At 28.5% G+C, this 23199-nt stretch carries 16 protein-coding genes and 2 pseudogenes; 16 read left to right on the top strand and 2 right to left on the bottom strand.

Features of this window, described 5'->3' with window-relative positions:
- Positions 1-442 precede the first annotated feature (442 nt).
- The 6 genes and pseudogenes from CLOCEL_RS11505 to CLOCEL_RS11490 all read left to right on the top strand — a co-directional run bounded on the left by CLOCEL_RS11505 (position 443) and on the right by CLOCEL_RS11490 (position 9648).
- Complete coding sequence (locus tag CLOCEL_RS11505; protein WP_010076734.1) at positions 443-787, top strand: hypothetical protein; 345 nt, start codon at positions 443-445, stop codon at positions 785-787.
- 1189 nt (positions 788-1976) lie between these two features.
- Entirely contained in the window at positions 1977-4250 is a 2274-nt protein-coding gene (locus CLOCEL_RS11500; protein ID WP_013291734.1) for a hypothetical protein, read from the top strand.
- A gap of 123 nt (positions 4251-4373) precedes the next feature.
- Positions 4374-4821: pseudogene (locus CLOCEL_RS23905) on the top strand (transposase); the annotation flags it as partial.
- Positions 4822-6116: 1295 nt separating this feature from the next.
- The gene (locus CLOCEL_RS22600) at positions 6117-6590 is read left to right on the top strand and encodes a hypothetical protein (RefSeq protein WP_087943104.1); all 474 of its coding nucleotides are present in this window, start codon (positions 6117-6119) and stop codon (positions 6588-6590) included.
- A gap of 27 nt (positions 6591-6617) precedes the next feature.
- Entirely contained in the window at positions 6618-7700 is a 1083-nt protein-coding gene (locus CLOCEL_RS11495; protein ID WP_087943103.1) for an RICIN domain-containing protein, read from the top strand.
- 436 nt (positions 7701-8136) lie between these two features.
- A complete protein-coding gene (locus tag CLOCEL_RS11490; protein WP_423198610.1) occupies positions 8137-9648 on the top strand; it encodes a glycoside hydrolase family 11 protein in 1512 nt (503 codons plus the stop codon).
- A 200-nt stretch (positions 9649-9848) separates the two neighbouring features.
- On the opposite strand, the gene CLOCEL_RS11485 is transcribed toward CLOCEL_RS11490, so the two are convergent.
- A complete protein-coding gene (locus CLOCEL_RS11485) occupies positions 9849-10139 on the bottom strand; it encodes a hypothetical protein (protein ID WP_041707173.1) in 291 nt (96 codons plus the stop codon).
- A 472-nt stretch (positions 10140-10611) separates the two neighbouring features.
- On the opposite strand from CLOCEL_RS11485, the gene CLOCEL_RS11480 reads away from it, so the two are divergent.
- The 4 genes from CLOCEL_RS11480 to CLOCEL_RS22780 all read left to right on the top strand — a co-directional run bounded on the left by CLOCEL_RS11480 (position 10612) and on the right by CLOCEL_RS22780 (position 14478).
- Positions 10612-11511, top strand: a complete 900-nt coding sequence (locus CLOCEL_RS11480; protein ID WP_010076740.1) for an SIR2 family NAD-dependent protein deacylase — start codon at positions 10612-10614, stop codon at positions 11509-11511.
- A gap of 50 nt (positions 11512-11561) precedes the next feature.
- Complete coding sequence (locus CLOCEL_RS11475) at positions 11562-13967, top strand: tetratricopeptide repeat protein (RefSeq protein WP_010076741.1); 2406 nt, start codon at positions 11562-11564, stop codon at positions 13965-13967.
- Between the two features lie 205 nt (positions 13968-14172).
- Positions 14173-14316 (top strand): hypothetical protein, encoded by a 144-nt coding sequence (locus CLOCEL_RS22785; protein ID WP_010076742.1) that lies wholly within the window; start codon positions 14173-14175, stop codon positions 14314-14316.
- Positions 14317-14331: 15 nt separating this feature from the next.
- Positions 14332-14478: a hypothetical protein gene (locus CLOCEL_RS22780; protein ID WP_157629738.1), complete on the top strand. Its 147-nt coding sequence runs from the start codon at positions 14332-14334 to the stop codon at positions 14476-14478.
- A gap of 121 nt (positions 14479-14599) precedes the next feature.
- On the opposite strand, the gene CLOCEL_RS11465 is transcribed toward CLOCEL_RS22780, so the two are convergent.
- Complete coding sequence (locus CLOCEL_RS11465) at positions 14600-14782, bottom strand: helix-turn-helix domain-containing protein (protein WP_010076744.1); 183 nt, start codon at positions 14780-14782, stop codon at positions 14600-14602.
- A gap of 92 nt (positions 14783-14874) precedes the next feature.
- Between CLOCEL_RS11465 and CLOCEL_RS11460 the strand changes: the two are divergent.
- The 6 genes and pseudogenes from CLOCEL_RS11460 to CLOCEL_RS23485 form a co-directional block, all read left to right on the top strand.
- Positions 14875-15372: pseudogene (locus CLOCEL_RS11460) on the top strand (FAD-dependent oxidoreductase); the annotation flags it as partial.
- Between the two features lie 461 nt (positions 15373-15833).
- Positions 15834-16244 (top strand): hypothetical protein, encoded by a 411-nt coding sequence (locus tag CLOCEL_RS11455; protein WP_010076746.1) that lies wholly within the window; start codon positions 15834-15836, stop codon positions 16242-16244.
- A 306-nt stretch (positions 16245-16550) separates the two neighbouring features.
- Positions 16551-17024, top strand: coding sequence for a hypothetical protein (locus tag CLOCEL_RS11450; RefSeq protein ID WP_010076747.1), 474 nt, complete (start codon positions 16551-16553; stop codon positions 17022-17024).
- Between the two features lie 25 nt (positions 17025-17049).
- On the top strand, positions 17050-19122 hold the full coding sequence (locus CLOCEL_RS11445; protein WP_013291733.1) for a TIR domain-containing protein: 2073 nt from the start codon (positions 17050-17052) through the stop codon (positions 19120-19122).
- Between the two features lie 893 nt (positions 19123-20015).
- Complete coding sequence (locus CLOCEL_RS11440; protein WP_010076749.1) at positions 20016-22556, top strand: toll/interleukin-1 receptor domain-containing protein; 2541 nt, start codon at positions 20016-20018, stop codon at positions 22554-22556.
- Positions 22557-22917: 361 nt separating this feature from the next.
- Positions 22918-23130, top strand: coding sequence for a hypothetical protein (locus tag CLOCEL_RS23485; protein ID WP_157629737.1), 213 nt, complete (start codon positions 22918-22920; stop codon positions 23128-23130).
- The last annotated feature ends 69 nt before the right edge of the window (positions 23131-23199 follow it).

Here is a 23199-nt window from a genome sequence, read left to right as displayed (position 1 = left end):
TTTTATTCTTGGTTTATAGGATAACTCAACTGTATTTGAAATGATTGGAGTGACTTCAGTAAATATCATTTCGTTATCTGATTTTTGGATTTTGCTTATTTTATGATTCCAATAAGGATACTTACTCTTGCTAATTTCATTTTTTTCATATCATTTCCTATTTTTGGTTGTGGAGTTCAAAATAAAATCTCCTCCTAATTACTTTATCAAATTTATATCAAATGGGAGGTTCGGCGTTTGTTCCATCACTTACTAGATTTCGTACAACCTTTACTACAAATCTACAATTGAAATTTCGTTTATTCATTAGAGTTTCTTAGTATAATTACCTTCCTTATTCTAATCATTCCCTCAAAGTATCCATATATTCCATATGGTAGAAAAATGTGTTGAGATATAGTATTGTTGTACTTGTAATTTAAAAAAGAAAGAAGGATTTAAAATGAAAAATGGACTAAAAAAATTAATTTGTTCAGCTCTTGTATGTGCTACAGTTTTCGTTTCTCAAGCAGCATCAGTATCAGCTATAGGATTACAGAATAACGTAACTAAATCTCCAATAGCTTCTGCTCAATACATCAGTAATTACTATACTTTAAAAGTTGGTCAAACACAATATCTTACTGGCTATAGCTATAGTGCATATTCTAGTTCTAATTGTGCTACTATTGAAACATTTGGAAGCATGGTACTAGTAAACGCAAAAGCTCCTGGAACTATTGTTGTATATGCCTACAATGAGAATGACAGTTTAAGAACAGTAAACTATATTACAATCCAATGGTAATAAGTTCATCAACTGTATGTAAGTTTAATAATTAAACTTTAAATACAGTTTATAGTTACATAACTAGTATAGATATAATCTAATAAAACCTGCTAATAAAATTCAACACTTTTATAGCAGGTTTTTAAATTTTCTTTATTCTTACTTTTCTTGAACAACAAATTAACCATCATATTTTAACATCTTGTCACAGGTACTCTGTAAGCGCTGTAACACATACTCTACCATAAAAACCAAATTTGTATCAAACGTGCAAATATGGATTTCTAATAAAATGTAAATGTAAACATCAAAATGGTTCTTTTCAATGTTAGTTGAATTTGAAGATTTTATCAAAAGAAATAGTTCTATTTCTTAATGTTTTAAAATTTCACCTACCACATATATGGTTAACTAGCTGTTATATGGTAATCTTATTGTATTTTTTATGGCTTCATAATCAAGTGCGATTCCATTAGTAAAACTTATAATTTCTTCAATTTCATTTTAAATCTTTTTTTCACTTTGATGCATAACTTCTAATTGTTGATGAGGAACCTATAAGCTTTCGTATATTACTAATATTATAACTAAGGTATAAAAAATACTTTCAACTAGCTAGGGAAAGAACCAATTTTAAATTATCCTTGATACTTATTCAGCATTAAATTTTTTTAGCACCCGCACTATGATTTATTTCTAACCCAAAGAATCCATATAAATTATAATTTATAGCATTAGGCACTAAGGCATCCACTTAAGTTATGCCTTTATTAGTAAGCCTCCAAAATGTAATAATACTGCTGAGCATCTCTTATACATACATTTTTAGCTTTGTTTAAAGTACTTCTTAATTATATTAATTTATATCTAAGTTTAAAGAATCTATTATCTTAATTTCATTTTTTTATTTCTATAGTTATTTTGTTTATAAAAACGAGATATTATATTTGATAAATTATTTAAATGAATTTTCTTTACGAGAATTCATATATTGAGGACGTCTACATATATGTATATATAAAGTTTAATATTGTACTAGGTATAGAATTGAATTAGAAAAATATAATGTATTATGAATCATTCAAAACCATATAATGTAAAATTTGAATTTGAATGAGAGATGCTAATTTTTTTGAGAATAAAAACATTACATCAAAGCTGATTTTAAGCTGAACACATTAGAATTTTGTTAAATTTGGAGGAATGTATGGATATGTGGCAAGAGGAATTTGAAAATAGTGTAAGACATCAAGTTATGATTATGATCGATGAAAAATTAAAATCTAAGAAAAACCAAGTAAATAATGAGAGATATTATAAAAGTCATAACAGAAATTCTTTTTTTAATGATATTTTTCGAAAATATGGTGCTGTCTATTCTATAATATTTAGGCAAGGATTAGCTAAAACAAACATACAGTATGCTGAACTTTTCTCATTACTTAAAAATTGTTTACCTGAATCATGTACAAGTGTTGAATTTATGGGGGATAAGGGATATATAGATAAAATAAATTCATTAATAGAATGCTTTTTTAATGATAATTATATATCAAATATTATAGAAATTAGGAGCTATGATCATAAAAAGTTTAAGGAAATGCTAGATGAAAGAATTACTGCTTTCTCAGAATTATATTCTTCATTATTTAAAAATCTTGTATCAGTAACATTTTTATATAATAGTTGCATATTATTTTTACCAAGTGCAATAGAAATTGATGATTTAACAATGAAAAAAATTTGTGCATTATCAGGATATATACATTCTATCGGAAGAAGTATTTTTGTTAGAAATCTTAATAATGTAAATGAAGATTTCTTTTATTCAAAGTTGCGAACTTATTTAAAAAATATATATGGTAATCTAAATAATATTCAAGAAAAAGAAGAAAAAATAAGATTTATTCCTTTCGCATATGAAGATTTCTTAGATGATGAATTAAGTAAGAGCCATTCGGAGCTTGATGCGTTAAAGTTTCATATGGAAAAATTGTATTTAGGTAAAAAGCGTATAACTGAAGTACTAGAGGATATTGAGAAAGATGAGCAATTTAAAAAGACTATTAAAGTTGGAACTCCATATAATGGAGTTGATGGAGATGTAAAACAAGAACATTGTATCTGGATGTGTATGGATTGTACTCCAGAGTATAACATTAATCAAAGTACTAATATAGTAGATACACCTGTAAAAAGTAAAAATAAATATTTAATATGCTATGATCAATTTATATGTAATAAAAATGAATATTATATTTTTAATGAAAATATGCCTGGTTGGTATGATAATGTTACTATCCCACATACCCTAATGGCTGCTATGATTAATCTTACGGGCATTAATAGATTAAATAATTCAAATAGAAAAATAAATATTTTAGATCCGTTCGTTGGAGCAGGAACGAGCTATTTTCAAGCTGCAAAATTTCAAAATATTAATTTTACTGGATTTGATAAAAATAGTACAGCAATAGATGCTTTAAGATTCAATAAAAATTTTTTTGAGATGGATACACAAAAAATAGATAGATTTATTAGACTATTATATAAACTTTTGATTATACTTAACAACAATCAAGAGTTTAATGTCTCAAGTTTATTTAATATGAAAAGTATTGAAGAGAATGAACTTTGGTCAGATATAATGGATGATAAAAATCAAAGGTCATTTTCGGAAGAATTACTAAGTTATTGTGAAAAATATTATAGCTTCTTTAACAAGTATGGTAAAAACCTCATTATAGACAATTTGGAGTTGATCGTAAAAAACGTAGAAGAACATTTTTCCTATATTTTCAATAGAAGCAATACTCTGAAAATTCTTAAGTTTTTGACTTTAAAAGCGGTTCGAAGACATGGCATTCCAATATCTAGAAATAGATATGATAGTAAAAAAGCGTTATATATTGAAACTAAGTTATTGATTAAGTCAATATACAGATATAGAATTGCTATTGAGAATAGAAACAATTGTGATGGAGAAGCATTTGAGAAGCTTGGTTTAGGATTAATGACAAATAAATATTCACTTAGTACACACATATCAGAAAACTATAATTATAACCCAATTTTTCAGGTGGGTGATTGCAGAAAATGTATAGATAGCTACTCAAATATGAAATATGATTTAATTATAACTGATCCCCCGTACGGGTTTAACACTGATGAAGATATAATTTATATGTCTAATTTATACAAAGATATAATAAAAAGAATGATAGAGAAACTTAACAGAAATGGACAAATAATTATGTGCCTTCCAGCGACTTCGTACACCGGAAGGAATATTGAATATTTTACACAAGCCAATATTGTACCAATGCAAGTAATTGATATATGTAAAAATCTCAATAATCCTAGAAGCTTAAAAAATGATGCCCATTTAAATCTTCCACCTAAAAATTTTTTTAAGCCACCATACTATTGGGAATCTGGCAAATCATTGAGAAGACATATTTTACATTTTACGTTCGACTAAATAAATGTAGAAAATTTCTAACAATTTATCAGAGTTATTTTAATTAAAAGTATAAATAAAAGTAGTATATATTATTTTGTATCCATAGTAGTAATATCTGTTTTCTAATGAAAATTATATAATAATAGACCTTTTAAGCAAGAGTCTATCTATAGACGCTGTAGTTCCTAATGACAATTGTCATGGACCTAAGTTACATGATTTAGTCACTCTAGGCGGTTATATCACGGATTTTACTGTAACAGCCACAAATATATTGATGAGAGAGAACTTACGAGTAATTCAGAGTTTGACATACTTATAGATAATAAAAATTATATAGGTTGAAAAGTTGTTTCGTAATTAAAAGCAACAAGATATATTAATCTTTTAACGATAAATCGCAACAATAGCTGAACCAATCTTTTAAAACCAATTAAACAGTTGGAGTTCAAAGTTTGTAGTATAGTAGAAATTAATTAAATATACAGAGATTTTTTGCAAAATCAACTAGGGGCTTTGCCGCAAGAGTATCAAATAAAATCTTTGATATTTTGCGAATGAAATTTTGAATATAGATATAGAAATATAAAAGATTAGAGTGTTAGTATTTGAATATTAACTTAAAAAATTAGTACATTAGCCAATAGGATTAATCCGTCTAAGTTTATGGCATAAAGATCCTTCTAAGAAAAGCTTATATGTTATCGTAGCGATTAATTTAAGCAGTAATTAAACATTAAATGGTCATAATTGACAGATATATTTAAGATAAAATTGATATAAAAGTCCGTATTCTGGGCTTTTATTTTTATCTATTCAACGAAAAAGTTGTGTTTGACTATATACTGCATATATTAGTATTTACCCTTATTTTCTTTCAAAAACTGAAATCTTATTTGTTGCCTTGCTTCAATTCTTCCTATTTTATCCGTAATCTTCACATTATTCATATTCACTTATCCATCTATAAAAAGAATTATAACGTATAGATAGTTTTTGGCTACATATACCATCTTAAAGAACTAATTTTACAGCAGCAATTTTAAACTGTTTATGATAACTTCTTCCCATAAGTAGATCACCGTTCATTATTTTCTCTTAACTTAGTGTCTACTTTAGTATACCAATTCCAAAAGTAACTCATGTAGCAAAAGAAATTAGGGTTATCGAAGCTATCGTAAGAAGACGGGTAAAAGAATATGGAACCTATAGAGATAATGCATTTCTTCGTAAGGGAAAGTTAAAACCAGATGATGAGAAATTAAGATTGCTAAAAAAGAAAATAGCTGGTTTAAAGGCGGAAAATACAATCCTAAAAAAAAGATATATGCATCTTCACAAATTCTTTGGAATTATTTACAATAATAAATATAAATTCCATATGAAAAAGATGTGCGTGATTTTAGAAATAAAAAGAAATCTTTAGTATGCTTTGCTAAAGAGACCAGAACTCAAGAAAAAATGGAATGAATTGTAGAAAAAATACAGTTTCAAGATTAATGAATGAAAATAACATTCATCTAAAGCAGAAGTCAGAACAGCTATTGTTGAATATATAAAATTATTCTACAATTTAACAAGATTACATTTAATTTTAGCTTATAATTCACCAAGATAGTTCAAATATAATACATAAGAATAACGATTTATAAGATTCTAAGAAAATGAAAAAAATATACTTTTCATATGTTTATTTTAGTCAAAACACTCGATGTTTTTGTAGCTTCTTTACGATGGACAAGCTGAATATGGTGGGAGATATAATTAAAGCCTTAAAAAATGAAAGGAGGTGAATTTTGAAATCAAAAGAGATACAACATGATTTTAGAATTGAGTAAATCTTACATTTTAGCAAAAACAAAGAATTACGGGGAGGTATGTATTATGAAAAAAGTTTTATCAATAGCGATATGTTTATGTACAATGGTAGTAATGTCTCTAGCTTCAAAAGTATTGGCAGTGTCAGCCAGTTCTATGACTGTAGACTGTGCAAGTGTGCTTAGAGATGCAACACATTGTGCAAGTGGTTCACTTTATGGAATCACTGAAACTAAACCAGCGGATGTTAACGGTCTCGTAGCACCGCTTAAATCATATGTAATGAGAAATCCGGCTCGAGGTGGCTATGGAAATCAGCATGGCTTTGGTGCTGCAATACCTGTTTCTCAAAAGCTTGCCTCAGTTCAAAGTGCTAAAGTATCAATTGATCTGGCAGATATGCTTCCAGGCTGGCCATACAAATGGCCAGGTATGACAAGTTGGTTTAATCAGGTTAATTCATTTATCTCTGATAAGAAAGCATCTGGTCGTAACAATTATTATGGTTATGAAATTTGGAATGAACCTGATGGTACTTAGAACTCTGCTAACGGAAATTTCAATGATATGTGGAAGCAGACTTACAATGTTATTCGTGCAAATGATCCTGGTGCTAAAATCATAGGTCCTTGCTACAGCTACTATAATCGTACTACATTGAGTAATTTTCTAAGCTTTTGTAGAACGAACAACTGTATTCCTGATATAATGAGTTGGCATGAACTTTGCGGAATAGAATGGGTATCACGAAATTTAAGAGATTATAGGCAATTGGAAAAATCCTTGGGGATAAGCGCGTTGCCGATTAGTATAAACGAATATTGTGATGCTGACCATAACTTTGAAGGGCAGCCAGGATCATCAGCACAGTTTATAGGAAAATTTGAGCGTTATAAGGTAGAAAGTGCATGTATATCCTGGTGGTTTGTTCCGTCTCCAGGCAGATTAGGAAGTCTTCTTGCTACTGACACGCAAAAGGGTCCAGGCTGGTATTTCTATAAATGGTATGGAGATATGACTGGAAAAATGGTTAATGTCACACCACCAAATGATGACAGTAAGCTTGTAGATGGAGCTGCATGTGTTGATTCGAGTAGCAAGTCTATCAGTTTTATTTTTGGTGGATCAAATGACGGTACCATAAGTACAACATTCAAAAACCTCCCATCCTTTATAGGATCCACAGCATCAGTTAAGGTAGAAAAAATTGATTGGGTAAGTAAGGATACTGTATCCTATGGACCATCTACAATTTCAACCTCAAATTATTCAGTGGTGAACGGACAGATTACAGTAACATTAACAGGTTGCAACAATAGTTCAGGATATCGTATCTATATTACCCCAGGAACTGGCAGTAGTGTGTTTGGAGGAACATATAAGTTGATCAACCGTGAAAGCGGAAAGGCTTTGGATGTTTACAATAATTCAACAGAAAACGGAGCTGACGTCATACAGTGGAGTGATAATGGACAGGAAAATCAGAGGTGGAATATTGTAGATTTGGGGAATGGATATTACAATGTTGTAAATGTACATAGCGGCAAATTTTTGGATGTTGATAATAAGTCAACAGCAGATGGTGCTAATGTGCTACAGTGGAGCAGTAACGGTGGTTACAACCAACAGTGGCAGATTGTAACTTCATAATTCAGAAATAAATATTTAAGTGTACCCCAAATGTTATATGAACTTTTTCACCAGAATACCAATTAAGTCAGAAGGTTCTTGTAAGTATGGTGGAGAATTTACTTCAGTAATATATTATATAAGTGAAAAAATAAGTAATAAAAAGCAGTGGATATTTTAGTAAATTATTATTTTATCCACTGCTTTTTTATATCTTGCTGAAAAATCAAAATGCATTTAGTTAGGATGAGCCTTTCTGCTAAAAGACTGACTTAACCTTTGTTATAATATTAAATATTTTACTATTAGTATTAAATATTCTACTAATTACCTTAGTGATATATCCAAACTTGAATAAAGTAGTTATAATGTATATAAAAATAAATTTTAGAAAGGATAGTATAAAATGAAACAAAAAATGAGGATAGTTTTTTCAATGTTAATGTGTATTACCATTTTGTTAGCCTCTTCTGCAGTAGGCGTACTTGCTGCAACAAAAACGATCACCTCAAATGAGACTGGTAACTTTGAAGGCTACGACTATGAATACTGGAAGGATAACGGAACCGGAACCATGACTCTCACTGGTGGTGGCACGTTCAGCTGTTCGTGGAGTAATATCAATAATATATTATTCCGTACCGGCAAGAAACTTGGCTCGACAAAGACATACAAAGATTATGGGAAAATATCAATAAACTACGATTGCAACTACCAACCAAACGGCAATTCGTATATGGCTGTCTATGGATGGACTGAAGATCCACTTGTAGAATATTACATCATTGATAGCTATGGCACTTGGAATCCAGGAAGTAATAGTACATTAAAGGGCACCACTACCGTTGATGGACGTACATATCAAATATATCAGAACTCGCGAACAGGTCCTTCTATTAAGGGTAATAATACAACTTTTCAGCAGTATTGGAGCATCTGTACATCTAAAAGAACAAGTGGAACCATAACTGTTAGCGACCACTTTAAGGCTTGGGAAAATCTAGGAATGAAGATGGGCAAGATGTATGAAGTCTCAATGGTAGTAGAGGGATATCAAAGTAGTGGTAAAGCTGATATGACTAAAATGGATCTTATTATGGGGGACACCCCACCTGTTATCGTTGACCAACCTACCCCAGAAAAATTACTTGGTGACGTTGACAATAACGGTACTGTAAATGCACTTGATCTTGCTATTTACAAAAAGTTTTTGTTAGGAATGATACCTTCTTTACCTGCTACAGGAGATGTAGATCAAAACGGTAGAATGAATGCTATTGACTTTGCTATGATAAAACAGCATCTTTTAGGCATTATTAAATTAGGTAAACTACCAACTACATCTGAGGATCCAAACAAAAAACTCGTTGCTCTCACATTTGATGATGGTCCAAGTAGTCAAACAGGATTAGTACTTGATAAACTAAAAAAGTACAATGCTAAAGCAACATTTATGGTTATTGGAAATAAGATTAGTAGCGCCGATGCAATTATGAAAAGAATTGTAAGTGAAGGTCATGAAATTGGGAACCATGGATGGAGCTATGATAGTATGGCTAATATGTCTGCTTCACAAATAACGCAAGAAATTAACCAGTGTAATTCTGCGATTAAGCAGTACACAGGTTCGGACCCTAAATTTTTCCGTCCAGCAAATCTTGCAACAAGCCAGACTTTATTCCAGACTGTTAAGCTACCGTTTGTACAAGGTGTTATAGCACAAGATTGGAATGGAGCATCAGCAACAACAGCTGAAGCAAGGGCACAATTAGTATTAAACGGTACTCAAGATGGTTCTATTGTGTTAATGCATTGTACTCAACCTGGGTATCATCCAACACCTGAAGCATTAGACATTATAATTCCACAACTCCAACAACAGGGTTATAGTTTTGTAACTTTAAGTGATTTATTTAAACTAAAAGGAAAAACACCACAACTTGGTACAATGTTAAATGGTGCATTCTAATTTATTGTAGAGACTATGAGAAGTTTTTGTGTTTTTACACATTACTTCTCACAGTCTCTATACCCACTAAAATAAGGGTTTCATGCGGTGGTTGTCAAGACGGTTGTCGTATAATTTTTAGAGTTATGCTTGTTATTTTTTTAACATACACAATTACAAAAGACAAGGTTCTTACAATTAATTAAATAGGGGGTCACGTTCTAACCTGTTACTTCTAGTTTTGGTTTAATATCATTATTTGGATTAAGTGCTACCAGTTTAGGTAAGTCCCTTTTTCTTATCACTTTGTTAAGCCTCTGAGGATTTAGAATTTTAGCTGTAGCATAAACAACGTTTCGTTTATTCATTATTTCTTCAGTTTTATCTTTAAGTCTACTCTTTGGGGTTATAAAATTTGAAAATACAGGATAAGCCACAAGAGTTGATATTCCTGAAATTTCAGCATTAATACCTGAAAGTAGACATTTAGATGAATAGGTAAATTGTTTCATTGTTTTTGTGTAAATAATATTATACCAGTTTTTTCTATGTGTGGTTTTTTAAGTGGAAGAGTACTAAAATCGTACTAATATTTTGCTAAAATCCTAAAAAATATCATAAAATAGATACAATAAATACACCAAGAAACACCACTTAACACATGATAATAACATACAATCATAGAAATATACTGTATTAAACTTTAAAACAATTAAGGAAAAATAAAAAATATTAGATATAAACTTCAGTAAATAAGTATATTTAAGAACTAATATAAAAGACTGCTGAACAAAAAGTTCTGAGTATACTCAGGGCTTTTTTCTTACAAGAAGCATATTACTAAGAATATAACGCAAGGAATTCCCAATTATTTTAGAATTATAGTAGTATATATAACAATATTTTACCTTTATATATATAAATTGATAAAAATGATTTAAAATAGTATAATTTCATTATAATACTATATGAGGATGGTTTATTATGAATAATGATATATTTATAAAGGAGCTACGAAAATTATATACAGATGGACATGTTATCCCATTTATTGGAGCTGGTTTATCTATTCCATTTAAGGTACCAGGTTGGGGAGACTTAATAAGGAATTGTGCAATTGATACTGGTATTGAAAATGTAGATGGTAGGTCACTTTTAGGTACTTTAGACTTAAACTTGGAAAGATACGACTACTGGGAAGCCGTAAGAATAATTAAAAAATATTTAAATCGTTCTGAAGAAGATATACAAGAATATATTGTAGATAAAATCAAGACAGAGAGTGTAAAAAGCATTGATGGTAGTTGGCATAATTATTCTGACTTAGGAACAATGGATTTTGATATTTTTCTGACAACCAATTATGACCACTTATTAAGTGACTATTTGAATAGCAATTATGTTCCTGTAAAATTACAAGATATTAATTCAAATATGCAGAAGTTACTACATGAGAAAGGAAGTAAAAGAATATTTCATTTACATGGGCACATAAGTGATAGTAGCAGTATTGTAATTAGTGAAGAAAAATATATGGAATTATACAATGATAATAAATATAAGACACTTTTCTCACTGTTTGCTGGAGTAAAAACATTCTTGTTTATTGGCTTTTCATTTAAAGATGTCTTTATTCAAAACATTATTAAAGATAATAAAGAATTTTTTAAATCAAAACATTACATAGTGTTGGAAAGTCCTACAACTGAAGAGGTTAGTTGGTTAAAAAAAAATTATAACCTTGAAACAATATCATATGATAAAAATAATTCTTCACATCATGAGGAGATTAGAAAAATATTAAATTCTATATGTATAAAAAGCGATGCTGAAAACAATAGAGATAATATTGTTGATATATTTCATAACAATAAAAAAAAGTAAAAGTTGAGAGAAATTTATTTTGTAAAAATACAAGGTTAGAAAAATCAATCATGAAAAATCATTCCCCAATAAAATCTTCTCTACCAGCGAATTGTATAGAACTAATTGGTAGAGCGGTTGAATTAGAAGAAATGTATAAACAACTAAAAACCAGAAATTCTGTGTTACTTGTTAGTGGCATTGGGGGGGTAGGTAAAACTGAATTATGTAGAACCTTTTTTATTGAGCACATGGATGCATATGATAATGCTATATGGATAGATTATAAGGATAGCATTAAGGAATCTTTTGCTAATCAATGTGAATTAGATTCCTTTAATGAAAATGATACTTTAGAACAGCGATACAAAAAAGTAATTAACTTTATTAAAGAGAAGAATAGTGGAAGTAAGCTAATAGTTATAGACAATATTGAAAATGAAAGAGACGAAGGCATATTAGAGATAACAAGATATATTTCAAATAGAGTAAAAATACTTGCAACGTCTAGATTGACTATTGACGGCTACAGCTCATATTATTTAGATTTTTTAAGTGAAGAGAAATGTAAAAAGTTATTTTATTATTATTATAAAAGACAAGAAGATGAAAGCAACTTAGAAAAAATTATTAATCTTGCAGCACGCCATACACTTATTATTGAACTTCTTGCAAAAACAGCTCAAAATGCAAAAATAAACATAAGAAAGCTATATGAAATACTTTTAGAAAAAGGTTTTAATTTAAATGAAGTAATAAAAGAAAAGGTATCTATGATTAAGGATGGAAATATGGTTTCAGAGCAACTTTTTAATCAAGTTTTGAAAGTTTTTGACTTATCGAAGGTTTCTGAAGAAGAACAATATATACTTATGAACCTTTCAATTTTACCACAAGTTGATTTGCAAGAATTAGTAGAATGGCTTGATCTTGAAACAAATGAGGATATTAATTCTTTAGAGAAAAAAGGTTGGATTTCTATTAATAGTGTTAATAGAAAAGATATTAAAGGTGAGAATGATACTACAGATATAATTAGCGTTCATCCATTAATTCAAGAAACAATTCGCTATAAGCTAAAGCCGGATACTTACAAATGTATAAATTTAATTGAGGCAGTAAATGAAGCACTTCATACAGAGCCTAAAGATAATCCATTAGATAAAAAGGGTTATACTATTTTTGGGGAATCTATTTATAAATACTTAAATGAAGAAAAGGAAGAACTTGCTTACCTGCTTGATAATTTGTCACTGATTTATGAAGACTTAGGAGAATTACAAAAAAGTCTAGAATATCAGATGAAAGCAGTGACAATTAGAGAAAATTTATTAGTTGAAAATCATCCGGATTTAGCAATGTCATATAATAATTTATCATTGATTTACAAAGATTTGGGAGAACTAGAAAAAGGTTTAAAGTATCAGAAAAAAGCTGTAGCCATAAGAGAAAAAATTTTAGATGAAAATCATCCAGATTTAGGACGATCATACAATAATTTGGCTCTAGTTTATCAGGCTTTAGGACAATTGGAAAAAAGTCTAGAATATCAGATAAAAGCTGTATCTATAATTGAAAAAGCGCTTGGGGAAATGCACCCAGATTTAGCAACAACACAAAATACTTTATCAATGATTTATAGGGAATTAGGAGAGCTAGAAAAAAGCTTAGAATATCAAATAAAAGCTGTAACGATAAGAGAAGAAGTGCTAGAAGAAAGGCATCCAGATTTAGTTCGATCTTACAACAATTTATCTATGATATATAAAGATTTAGGGTTATTGGGAAAGAGTTTAGAATATGAGCAGAAAGTAGTATCAGTGGGAAAGATAGTGTATGGTGAAAATCATCCAGAATTAGCAATATCATATAACAACTTATCACTAATTTATCAAGAATTGGGACAACTAGAAGAAAGCTTAAAATATCAGATGCAATCTGTAGAAATAAAAGAAAAAATTTTTGAAGTAAGTCATCCGTCTTTAGCAAAGTCGTATAATAATTTATCGATGATTTATAAAGACTTAGGAGAATTACATAAAAGTCTTGGATATCAAGAGAAAGCAATAGATATAAGGGAAAAAGTTTTAGGAGAGAAGCATCCAGATTTAGCAACTTCATATGATAATTTATCTATGATATATAAAGAGTTAGAAGATTTAGAAAAAAGCCTAAGATATCAGATGCAAGCTATAGGAATAAAAGAAAATGCGTTAGGAGAAAATCATCCATCTTTAGCAACATCATATAATAATTTATCTCTTATATATAAAGCTTTAGGAGAACTAGAAAAAAGCCTAGAATATCAGTTAGAAGCTGTAGATATTGGTGAAAAAGCATTACCAAGTAATCATCCTAATCTAGCAATTTTATATGATAATTTAGCTAATATTTATGAAGAACTAGGACAAGTAGATAAAAGTCATAATTTTAAGCTAAAGGCTGATAAAATTAGAAAAAGAAATAATCACAAATAAGCCATATAAATTTTATAAGATATTAGGTGTAAGCGTACTAAAATCGTATTAATATTTCTTGAAAAACCTAAAAAGTATTATAATACATACAATAAATACGCCAAGAAACACCACCTAACACATGATGATAACATACAATCATAGAAATAAAGCTTTTTACTGTTACTAAGAAATGTTATAATTATTTCAAAGGAAGTGAAGTTTAATGGAAGATAAGACCTTTGAGTTGCTAAGTAAAATGTATTCAGAAATGCAACAAGGATTCAATAAAATAGAAGAAGAATTTAAAGGCGTTAATTTTAAAATTGCTAAACTAGAAAAAGATGTCGAAGTTCTTAAAGAAGGTTAGGAAGAAATAAAATATTTGATTACAGAACTTGATCCTAAGAACGCTAATAAACATATGGAATTGACTGATAAAATTGATGAATTTAGAAAAGATTTAAACGATGTTGAGATTGTTATGTCCAAAAATTGGAATGACATAGCTAAGTTAAAATCAATAAAATAGAGAAATTGCATATATATAAATAAAAGCCAGGTTTCCCTGGTTTTTTATTTATGATGTAAATGATATGAAAATCTGTTTAGGATATAAATTATTTAAAAGAGAGGCTCTCTTAAGAGCAACCTTATTGAGCAAAATAATTTACATCTAAATTTAAAGCACCTATTATCTTTTCTAAATTATCTGAGTTTATAACACCACCAACTTCATATCCACATAAACTAGAATATCCAATCCCACACCTAGCAGCAAACTCACGTTTATTTAATCCAAGAAGCATTCTTAACTTGATTATTTTCTCAGCCAAAGTATTTTAGGCAAATCTTCATATGCTGCAAATGAGCCTGTTTCAACAGTTTCAAACACTTCCCTAAAGGTGGCAGTTTTGTTCACCTTGCTAACGCCAAGCTAATGTCCACGTATTATCCACTAGAAAAACTAAGAAAAATTCCAGGACTTGAGTTTGCTAAATATGCAGATCCATATGCAGGAGGAATAGGAAATTCTATAAGATACTTAGCAGTATCTCCTAGAACAAATGATATGAGAGTAAGAGGACTTGATAACTTATTTGTTGCTGGAGAAAAGAGTGGACTATTTGTGGGGCACATTGAAGCTATGGCAACAGGATCTTTAGCAGGTTACAATGCTGTTAGATATGGCATTGGTATGCCACCGTTAACTCTTCCTATTAGTACAGCCATTGGAGATATTATTTCTTATGAAAACTATAGGGAGTCTACTATTGATGGAAGGAAAAATAGATATACTTTCTCAGGTGCTGAGTATTTCAATAGGATGAAGTCTTTAGGTCTTTATTCTTTGGATGATGAAGAGATTAAGAGAAGAATTGAGAAGAACAATTTGACATATATATTTAAGATTAAGTTAATTTAAAAGCCCAGTCATGGGCTTTTATTATGTTATAAATCAGGAGCATAAAATATGCGTTTATGGAATAATAAAATATCTCGAAAAGGTTGATTACGAGTGGCTTTCAAAAATATTAAACTTAGCGAGGACCATTGTAAATGTGTTTTTTATACCAATAGCAAGAGTTTTTCTATTGATACTTAGGAAAGAAGAGAGGGTAGGAGTAAGACAAACTTGCATATTTAGATATTCATATAAAAACTAAGTTGATGAACATAATACCTTAAATTCTTAATAAAGGTAATATATTTCTTAAATAAACTAGTGTTCTAATTTTTCAGCAATAGATTGTAGTTCATCAAAGTCTTTGTAATACGATGCAATACTTTTTTAGATTCTTTTCAGCCTTATCTAAATGTAATATTACTACATTTAATCAATATAATACATTATAAAAATAAATTACATAAAAAGAGGTGTATGAAATGATATCTTTACCTGAAAAAGAAGCGGAATGTATGTATAAAAAAAAAGTGGAATGTATGTATATTAGACATAATACTGCAGCTACAGCTGTAGCAACAGTTTGTGGTGCAGCTATCATACCGATTCCAGGACTTCCCTTTGCTGCTATTCCAGCACTTATGGTATTAGAAATCGATTTAACAATGAAGATAGCAAAGAATCTTGAAAAAAATATTAACCCAGCAGCTTTTTGGGGATTGGTTGGTTCTGTTGGCTGTACTATAGTTGGACTTGCACTTTCTTTGGTCATAAATTCAGTCATAAATTCAGTCATAAATTCACCTGATTTACGCATATTGATTAATGGAGTAATCGCTTTGGTGGTTGTTGAGGTATTTGGATGGCTAGTATTTTTTTGTTATGAAAATTGATATTAAAAAATAGCTTCTCCATTGTAAGATTAAATATATCAAAGATACATTTTTTCTTTTTGAAAACCTTAAATGTTTTTAAACATTGAATTAAAAAACTTGTGGCATTTCAGATTACAAAATATAAGTTGCATTAACTAGAAAGACCTAAATATTAATATCAATAATAAAATTTAAGTCATATTCTTTAGATAGAACTTATATCAATAAATAAGTAATAGACCTTAAGAATAAAAATATTTACATTTGTAGTGTGTATAAATTCTGTATTTTAGTAAATTAATATAAAGAGAAAGTAGTGATAATATGAATTGGAAAAATTGGTTAAAAAGATGGGACATGACAACTTTAAAAATTAAAACGTCATTCCTTGAAATGGAATGGAACCCACAGACAGCAGATCAAGATGCAGCATGGGAACTTTATATTGAATTATTAACTAGAATAACTACTCAAGAACTAATAAATGATGATGGTGATGAGCAAACTGCTTTGGAAAGTATTTATGAAATTTTTGAATTAACTAGAGAAATAATAAAAAAATATAAACGTGATTGCATTGAGTTTACAAAGATTGCAATAGTAATACTAAATCAAATCATTAGACCATTTACAGCAAAATGGCACAAAATATCTTTATTAGGTTTCACACAAGAAAATAAGATTGAATTTAGAAAAGAATTAAAAGATAAACAAGCAATACTAATGGTATACACTCAAATGTTAGGAGAAATGGCTGGGGTTGAAAAAATCAATGATTTGACATTATTAGAACAATAGGCGATAGTTATGCTTTTGTAATGAGATGATAGAACACATCTATAATGTTAATATGATTGAAAGAAGTGAAAATATGTATAAAAATCCACTCCAAGTGTATATACTTTGGCATAAAGAGTTTAAAGAAGGAGTTGAATTAGCTTCATATTTGTTTAAAAAGCTTAATAGAGATCCTGACAATATTAACTATATTGATATAGGTATCCCCATTCATTTTAGGAACATGATTCATGATGAGCAAGATATTCAATATAATAATTCTGAAAAAACTGCAATAGTGATACTTATAGATGATAATATGGTTGTCGATAAGAAATGGGAAGACTATATTACAGGAATCATTAATACGCAGGATATTCAGAGTAAGATTTTATTATATCCAGTGGCAATAAACGATAACTCGTTTCATTTTCATGAAGAACTAAAAGGGAAAAATTATATAAGGCTGACGGATATAGAACAATGGGAGAGTGTTTTTAAATGCACGGAAAATTTAAAAGAGAATATCGAATTTAAAAGAGAACTCCTCTTAAGTGAGCTATCGCATGAATTCGCTTGTGAGTTATATAATTGTCAAGATGGAGATAAAAGAGAACCTCTTAAGTTATTTTTAAGCCATACAAAGGCAGATGGAGTACAAGTAACTAAAAGATTAAAAAGATATATTGAGGCATTTTCAAAATCTAAAACATTTTTTGATGCTAATGATATTGAAATTGGACAAGAGTTTTGGGGAATAATTGAAAAAAATATAAAAAAATCTTTTTTAGTAATTATTCATTCTGATAAGTATACAAATAGTGCTTGGTGCAGAAAAGAAGTTTTATACGCAAAAAAAGAAAACAGACCTGTAATGGTAATTAATTCTATTGAAAAGGAAGAAATGAGGTCGTTCCCATATATGGCTAATATACGTACTATTAGATTAGTAGAAAAATCAAGTTTTATTGAATTTTATCATGTTATTACAGAGATTTATAGAGAAGCACTAAGGCACGAGTATAATGATTTAAAAATAAGAGGTTTTAAAAATAAAGAAAATATGATTGCTAAAACTCTAGTGAATAAACCTGAATTACTAGACTTTCATAATGGTAATATAAAAGATTATGATAAAATATTGTATCCAGATCCTCCATTGTCACAAGAAGAACTAGATTTACTAGATAAAAATAAATTATATCATACGCCATTAACCTATTATGTAACAAATAAAAAAGCATTGAAAAGCAAGAAGATATGTTTTTCTATTTCTGAGGCATCAGAAGAACAAAAGGATTTAAAATTTTATGCATTAAAGGATATAATGTGTGAGTTAATTAGATATATCTTATATTTTGGTGGTAGTATTTACTATGGTGGTGCTCTCAAGTATAACAATAAAGGTAATTTTAATCTATTAAAAGCTATAATTGATGTGCTTGAAACATATAAGAAAACAAATGAAAATTCAAAAGATATTCGAGTATATAATTTTATAGCGTATCCATTAACTGAGGAAATTTCTGTTAATGATAAGGCGAAGTATAAAAATCTAATAAAATTTCAAGAATGTATTCCCAATGGGTATCCTACAAAATTAGATTCTAGTGAAATAGAGGACATAAAACAAGTAAAATCGTTAGAACATTTACAGAAATGGTCCGTATCTCTTACTGAAATGAGAAAAAAGTTAATAAGTGAAATCGACTTAGTTATTATAATGGGTGGAAAGGTAACTGGCTATAAAGGCAAATATCCTGGTGTCTTAGAAGAGTTTTTAATAGCTTCTGATATGAAAAAGCCTATTTATTTACTAGGTGGTTTTGGTGGAGCAGCTAAAGAAATAATACGTATGATTAAGGGGAATGATTCAAACGTATTTGAGGAAGAAAAACAGTTTAACGGAAACAATCACTTTTACAGGGAATTATATGAAAAAGATATATATATGAAGTACCATGAAATATGTAAAAAAATTAAAGGTAAAGCATACTCGCTATTTAATAATGGGTTAACTACAGAAGAAAATGATATTTTATTTAGTTCAGAGGATGCACAAGAGATTATAGAACTAATTATAAAAGGTATACAAAGTTTAGGGAAATCAAGTATGTAGGAGTGTTAGATAAAATAGACGTATTAAAATTATTCCTATAGCAATTTGTAGATCTTCAAAAATGTAAAAACTCATTAGAAGATGACATTATAATAACATATTTCAGTACTTATGCTTTGAATAAGCACTTTTCATTTGATGGTTAATTGTAATCAAAATTAGTGTTATATATTTGTAAGCAGGTGGAAAGAAGCTAGGTTAAATATCTTGAGTGATTATGCTTGAGTAATTTTTGACCTGGCTTCTTATTTTATTATGTTATTTTAAAATAAATTTCAAATACTTATTCAGCTACTTTCATGAGAAAAAGTGAATGGAGTTAAAAAATTAGAGATTTGGTATTGTTACAGTAATAAAAGATATATATAGGGGTTACTATTATAAAGAGGGTACTATTTTTAATAAATGTAGTCTTGAATCTAATATAAGATAAAGAATAGAGTCAAAAATAATATTTTTGGGAAGATGAATACTCTAGATAATCATAGTCAAAACTAAAATAATGCATTGTAATCATAGATATATCAAATTTGAAGATTTGTTTCCACTTGTATCTGTAAATGTTTTAGAGACTTTTCCATTGTTGGAAAAAGATTTTATAAAACTTTATAATTTTTGTAGATTTAGACCTAGTAAGTGTGAAAAAATGTTAAGTTAACAATATATAGTTCTACTCTCTTTGGTTCATTTACTTAGTATTTTTACATACAATGCATTTTTATTTATGATGACAAATCATAAAAATAAACTGCTATTCTGCAAGTAACCTATATAAGTATTGATAATATTTAACTTGTAAATAAAATAATTATATTTAAATATAGTTTTAGTAATGCTATTAAAGACTACTTGTAGGATACAAGATAAATTTAAGTTGTAAGGTGGATTTTAATATGAGTAAAGTATTTTTATCTCACAGTAGCTGTGATAAAGAATTTGTTAGGCCAATAGCTGAATTGTTTGGTAAAGATAGATGTATTTTTGATGAAGTAACATTTGAAGGTGGAATGAAAAATATTGATGAAATATTTAGAAATATGGATAATACAGATATCTTTGTGTATTTCATTTCTGATTATTCATTGAATTCAGATTGGGTAAAAATAGAACTTAATAATGCCCAAGAAAAGCTTTATTCAAGTTCACATAGGTTGAAGCAAATATTTCCTATTATTATTGATCCTAAAATAATGTATTCGGATAAACGTATAGCAGATTTTATTAAAGCTGGGTTTAATGGATATAACTTAAGACATATAAATCACTATAAACTTGCATACGAGAAAATAATTAGTCAAATGATTAATTTGCAAATGAGTATAGATTCAAAATTTGCTGAAAAGAAAAACTTATTTTATGGAAGAGATGCTGAAATAAAAAAGTTTAAAGAGAGATATGATGATAGTTCACGTAATCCAATGAAATGCCTTGTTGTATCAGGAATCGAAGGAATAGGAAGGCGGTCATTTGTACGAGAAGTACTAAAAAGTGCAAAAATAATTAAATCGTATTATTTTCCAGCTACAATTTCTTTATCTAGAAATGAATCAATAGAGGATTTGATAATAAAAATATCTAATTTAGGGTTTGGAAAATATTCACTTCAAGACATAATTTCAATTTCTTCACTTAACTCAAAAGTTGAATTATTATCAGAATTATTATTAGAAGTTCAAAGGTATAATGAACATATAGTTATATATGATGATAAATGTTTAATCAATTTAGACAGGAGCGTTAAGCTTTGGTTTGAAGAAGCACTGAAAAAAATCAAAAATGAAATTGTTATCTCAATAGCATCAAATATAAAATTAGATTCTATGAAATACCGAACTAATGATGATTTCTTCTTTATAGATTTATCAGGACTTGAAAAATCAGAATGTGCTGGATTACTTAGGACATATGCAGAGTTGGAAGGAGTTAATTTTGAAAGAGATGATATTAAATTCATTCAAGGATCATTGACTGGATATCCACCTCAGATAATGTACTGTGTAGATTTAGTTAAAGAATATGATATTATGTATCTTAAGAATAATCCGCATAAAATTGTAGATTATTCATCTGATAAGGCTTCCGCGATTCTTAATGCTGTTATTGAAGAGGAAAAGGAAGATATCAGTTACGGTTTTTTATCATTTTTGTCAGAGTATGACACTGTTCCTAGTAGTGTTATTTATGAAATATTTAAAATTAATCCCTTATATGAAGAGATTTTTAGACGATTTATAGTATTAACTATAGTTAGATGTATAGGAGCATCAAATGAGTATATAAAAGTCAATTCTGTAATACAAGATTATATATTACGAAATAAATATTCATTACCTAAGGATATTCTTAATTACCTAAAAGAAAAAATAAAAGAATTTAATCAAAATATAGATAATCCTAAATATACTGATTTTATTGATTTTACAGAATTAAGTTATTATATAAAAGAAAATATGAAGAATGATGAGTATGTTCCTAATAAGTTTTTATATTCAACTCTCTTCCTTCGATCTATTGTAGAATTATATAACGATATGAAAATAGATAAGGTGATCACTATTATAAAAGGATTAAAAAATAATGGTACTTTTGAAATGTATGATCCTATTACTCAAAGCCAGATTCAATATTATTATTGTTTAGCTCTTGCACGAAAGGATTCTAATGAGTTTAACGAGCAAGTTGGATTTTTTAGAAGATCTAAATTTAATAAAGATAGTAAAGCATACATAAATTATAATTTTTTAAAAGGATTCAATTATAGGCTCTCAGGACAACTAGAGTTTGCTGAAAATAGTTTTAGAAATGTTATTTCAAAAAATAGAAATCATAGTAGAGCTAAAAGAGAATTAGCTACTGTATATATATTATTAGAACAATATGATTTAGCATTTGATTTATCTAAGCATAATTATAAAAAGGATCTAGCAAATATTTACCAGATGCAGGCGTATTTTGAGTGCCTAGTGAGAAAAAATAACTTATCTCTTCAAGAAAAAAAAGAATTGGATAAAATATTAAGTACAGTTAATAATTTATATTCAGAAAGACAATTAGATATATTTTATCAGATGAATGCTTTATATAAAGCATTCATAGAAAACAGGCAAAATGAAGCAATCCAATTATTAAAAGAAGGTCTTACTAAGTTTGATACATCAACTTATTTACTGAAGGAACTTTTTGATATTTATCGAGAATGCGGTAATTTAACTGGTATGAAAAATACGTTAGAATCATTAGCTTCAGCAATAAAGGATGGACGGTCTGGATTCGAAAATATATACGTTTTTAGGGAAGCAATCTATGAGGCTTATTCTGGAAAGTCAAAAGCTGATATAGAAATCAATCTTAACAGAAGAAAATCCTTATCTCATAGCATCAAGACGCGTATATTAAGTAAAGTTGATGATGTTATATCTAAAAGATCATTGTAAAATTATATACTTTAACATAGAGTTTAGTTAAGAACTAACAATGAAAAGGCTAGAGAACAGGAAACTATTAATATTAATGAATTTATAAATAAAAAAGGTTATAAAGGTTAAAAAATAAACATTATCTAATATTATGTAAATATATCTGAAGTTTTGTCTTAATAAGTTTTAAACTTACTATCTAGCAGACTTCAGATGTTTTTTTGTTTTGAAAATAGTATTTATAAATATCCAATGTACATATTTTTGAAATATTAAACTTAAGATCCAGCAAGAAATAATAAAGAAACTTCTCTATTGGTATGCAACAGAAAAATTTACAACATCTAAAGGTTAAAAAAAGCATATTAAAGACCTTATAGTGATTAATACTTTCCCAAATTTATATATCATATCTCCATTTAAAACTGTTACTTATGGATTGAATAGAATGTTGCAACCTTTAGCAAAGCAGTATCCTCAAACTAAATTGAGAGATTTCAATGAATGGATAAAGTCATCTATTGGAACAGTACATACATTTCAGGTCAACAAAGCTGAGATAGTAATATTTATTATCATGCTTAAGAACTGAAAGGAGCAGCTAATTGGGCAGCTTTATACCCCAATATTTTAAATGTTGCAGTTTTTAGGACGAAGAAAA

Origin of the sequence: Clostridium cellulovorans 743B, assembly GCF_000145275.1 — a bacterium.
GTDB classification, from domain to species: Bacteria; Bacillota; Clostridia; order Clostridiales; family Clostridiaceae; genus Clostridium_K; species Clostridium_K cellulovorans.
Note: the sequence above shows the minus strand (reverse complement) of the source record. Positions and strands in the feature narration are given on the sequence as shown.

Bases quoted from the DNA above. Each gene is read 5' to 3' on its own strand.
- CLOCEL_RS11505 (WP_010076734.1), top strand. From the start codon at position 443: ATGAAAAATGGACTAAAAAAATTAATTTGTTCAGCTCTTGTATGTGCT.
- CLOCEL_RS11500 (WP_013291734.1), top strand. From the start codon at position 1,977: ATGGATATGTGGCAAGAGGAATTTGAAAATAGTGTAAGACATCAAGTT.
- CLOCEL_RS22600 (WP_087943104.1), top strand. From the start codon at position 6,117: ATGAAAAAAGTTTTATCAATAGCGATATGTTTATGTACAATGGTAGTA.
- CLOCEL_RS11495 (WP_087943103.1), top strand. From the start codon at position 6,618: ATGTGGAAGCAGACTTACAATGTTATTCGTGCAAATGATCCTGGTGCT.
- CLOCEL_RS11485 (WP_041707173.1), bottom strand. From the start codon at position 10,139: ATGAAACAATTTACCTATTCATCTAAATGTCTACTTTCAGGTATTAAT.
- CLOCEL_RS11480 (WP_010076740.1), top strand. From the start codon at position 10,612: ATGAATAATGATATATTTATAAAGGAGCTACGAAAATTATATACAGAT.
- CLOCEL_RS11475 (WP_010076741.1), top strand. From the start codon at position 11,562: ATGAAAAATCATTCCCCAATAAAATCTTCTCTACCAGCGAATTGTATA.
- CLOCEL_RS22785 (WP_010076742.1), top strand. From the start codon at position 14,173: ATGGAAGATAAGACCTTTGAGTTGCTAAGTAAAATGTATTCAGAAATG.
- CLOCEL_RS11455 (WP_010076746.1), top strand. From the start codon at position 15,834: ATGATATCTTTACCTGAAAAAGAAGCGGAATGTATGTATAAAAAAAAA.
- CLOCEL_RS11450 (WP_010076747.1), top strand. From the start codon at position 16,551: ATGAATTGGAAAAATTGGTTAAAAAGATGGGACATGACAACTTTAAAA.
- CLOCEL_RS11445 (WP_013291733.1), top strand. From the start codon at position 17,050: ATGATAGAACACATCTATAATGTTAATATGATTGAAAGAAGTGAAAAT.
- CLOCEL_RS11440 (WP_010076749.1), top strand. From the start codon at position 20,016: ATGAGTAAAGTATTTTTATCTCACAGTAGCTGTGATAAAGAATTTGTT.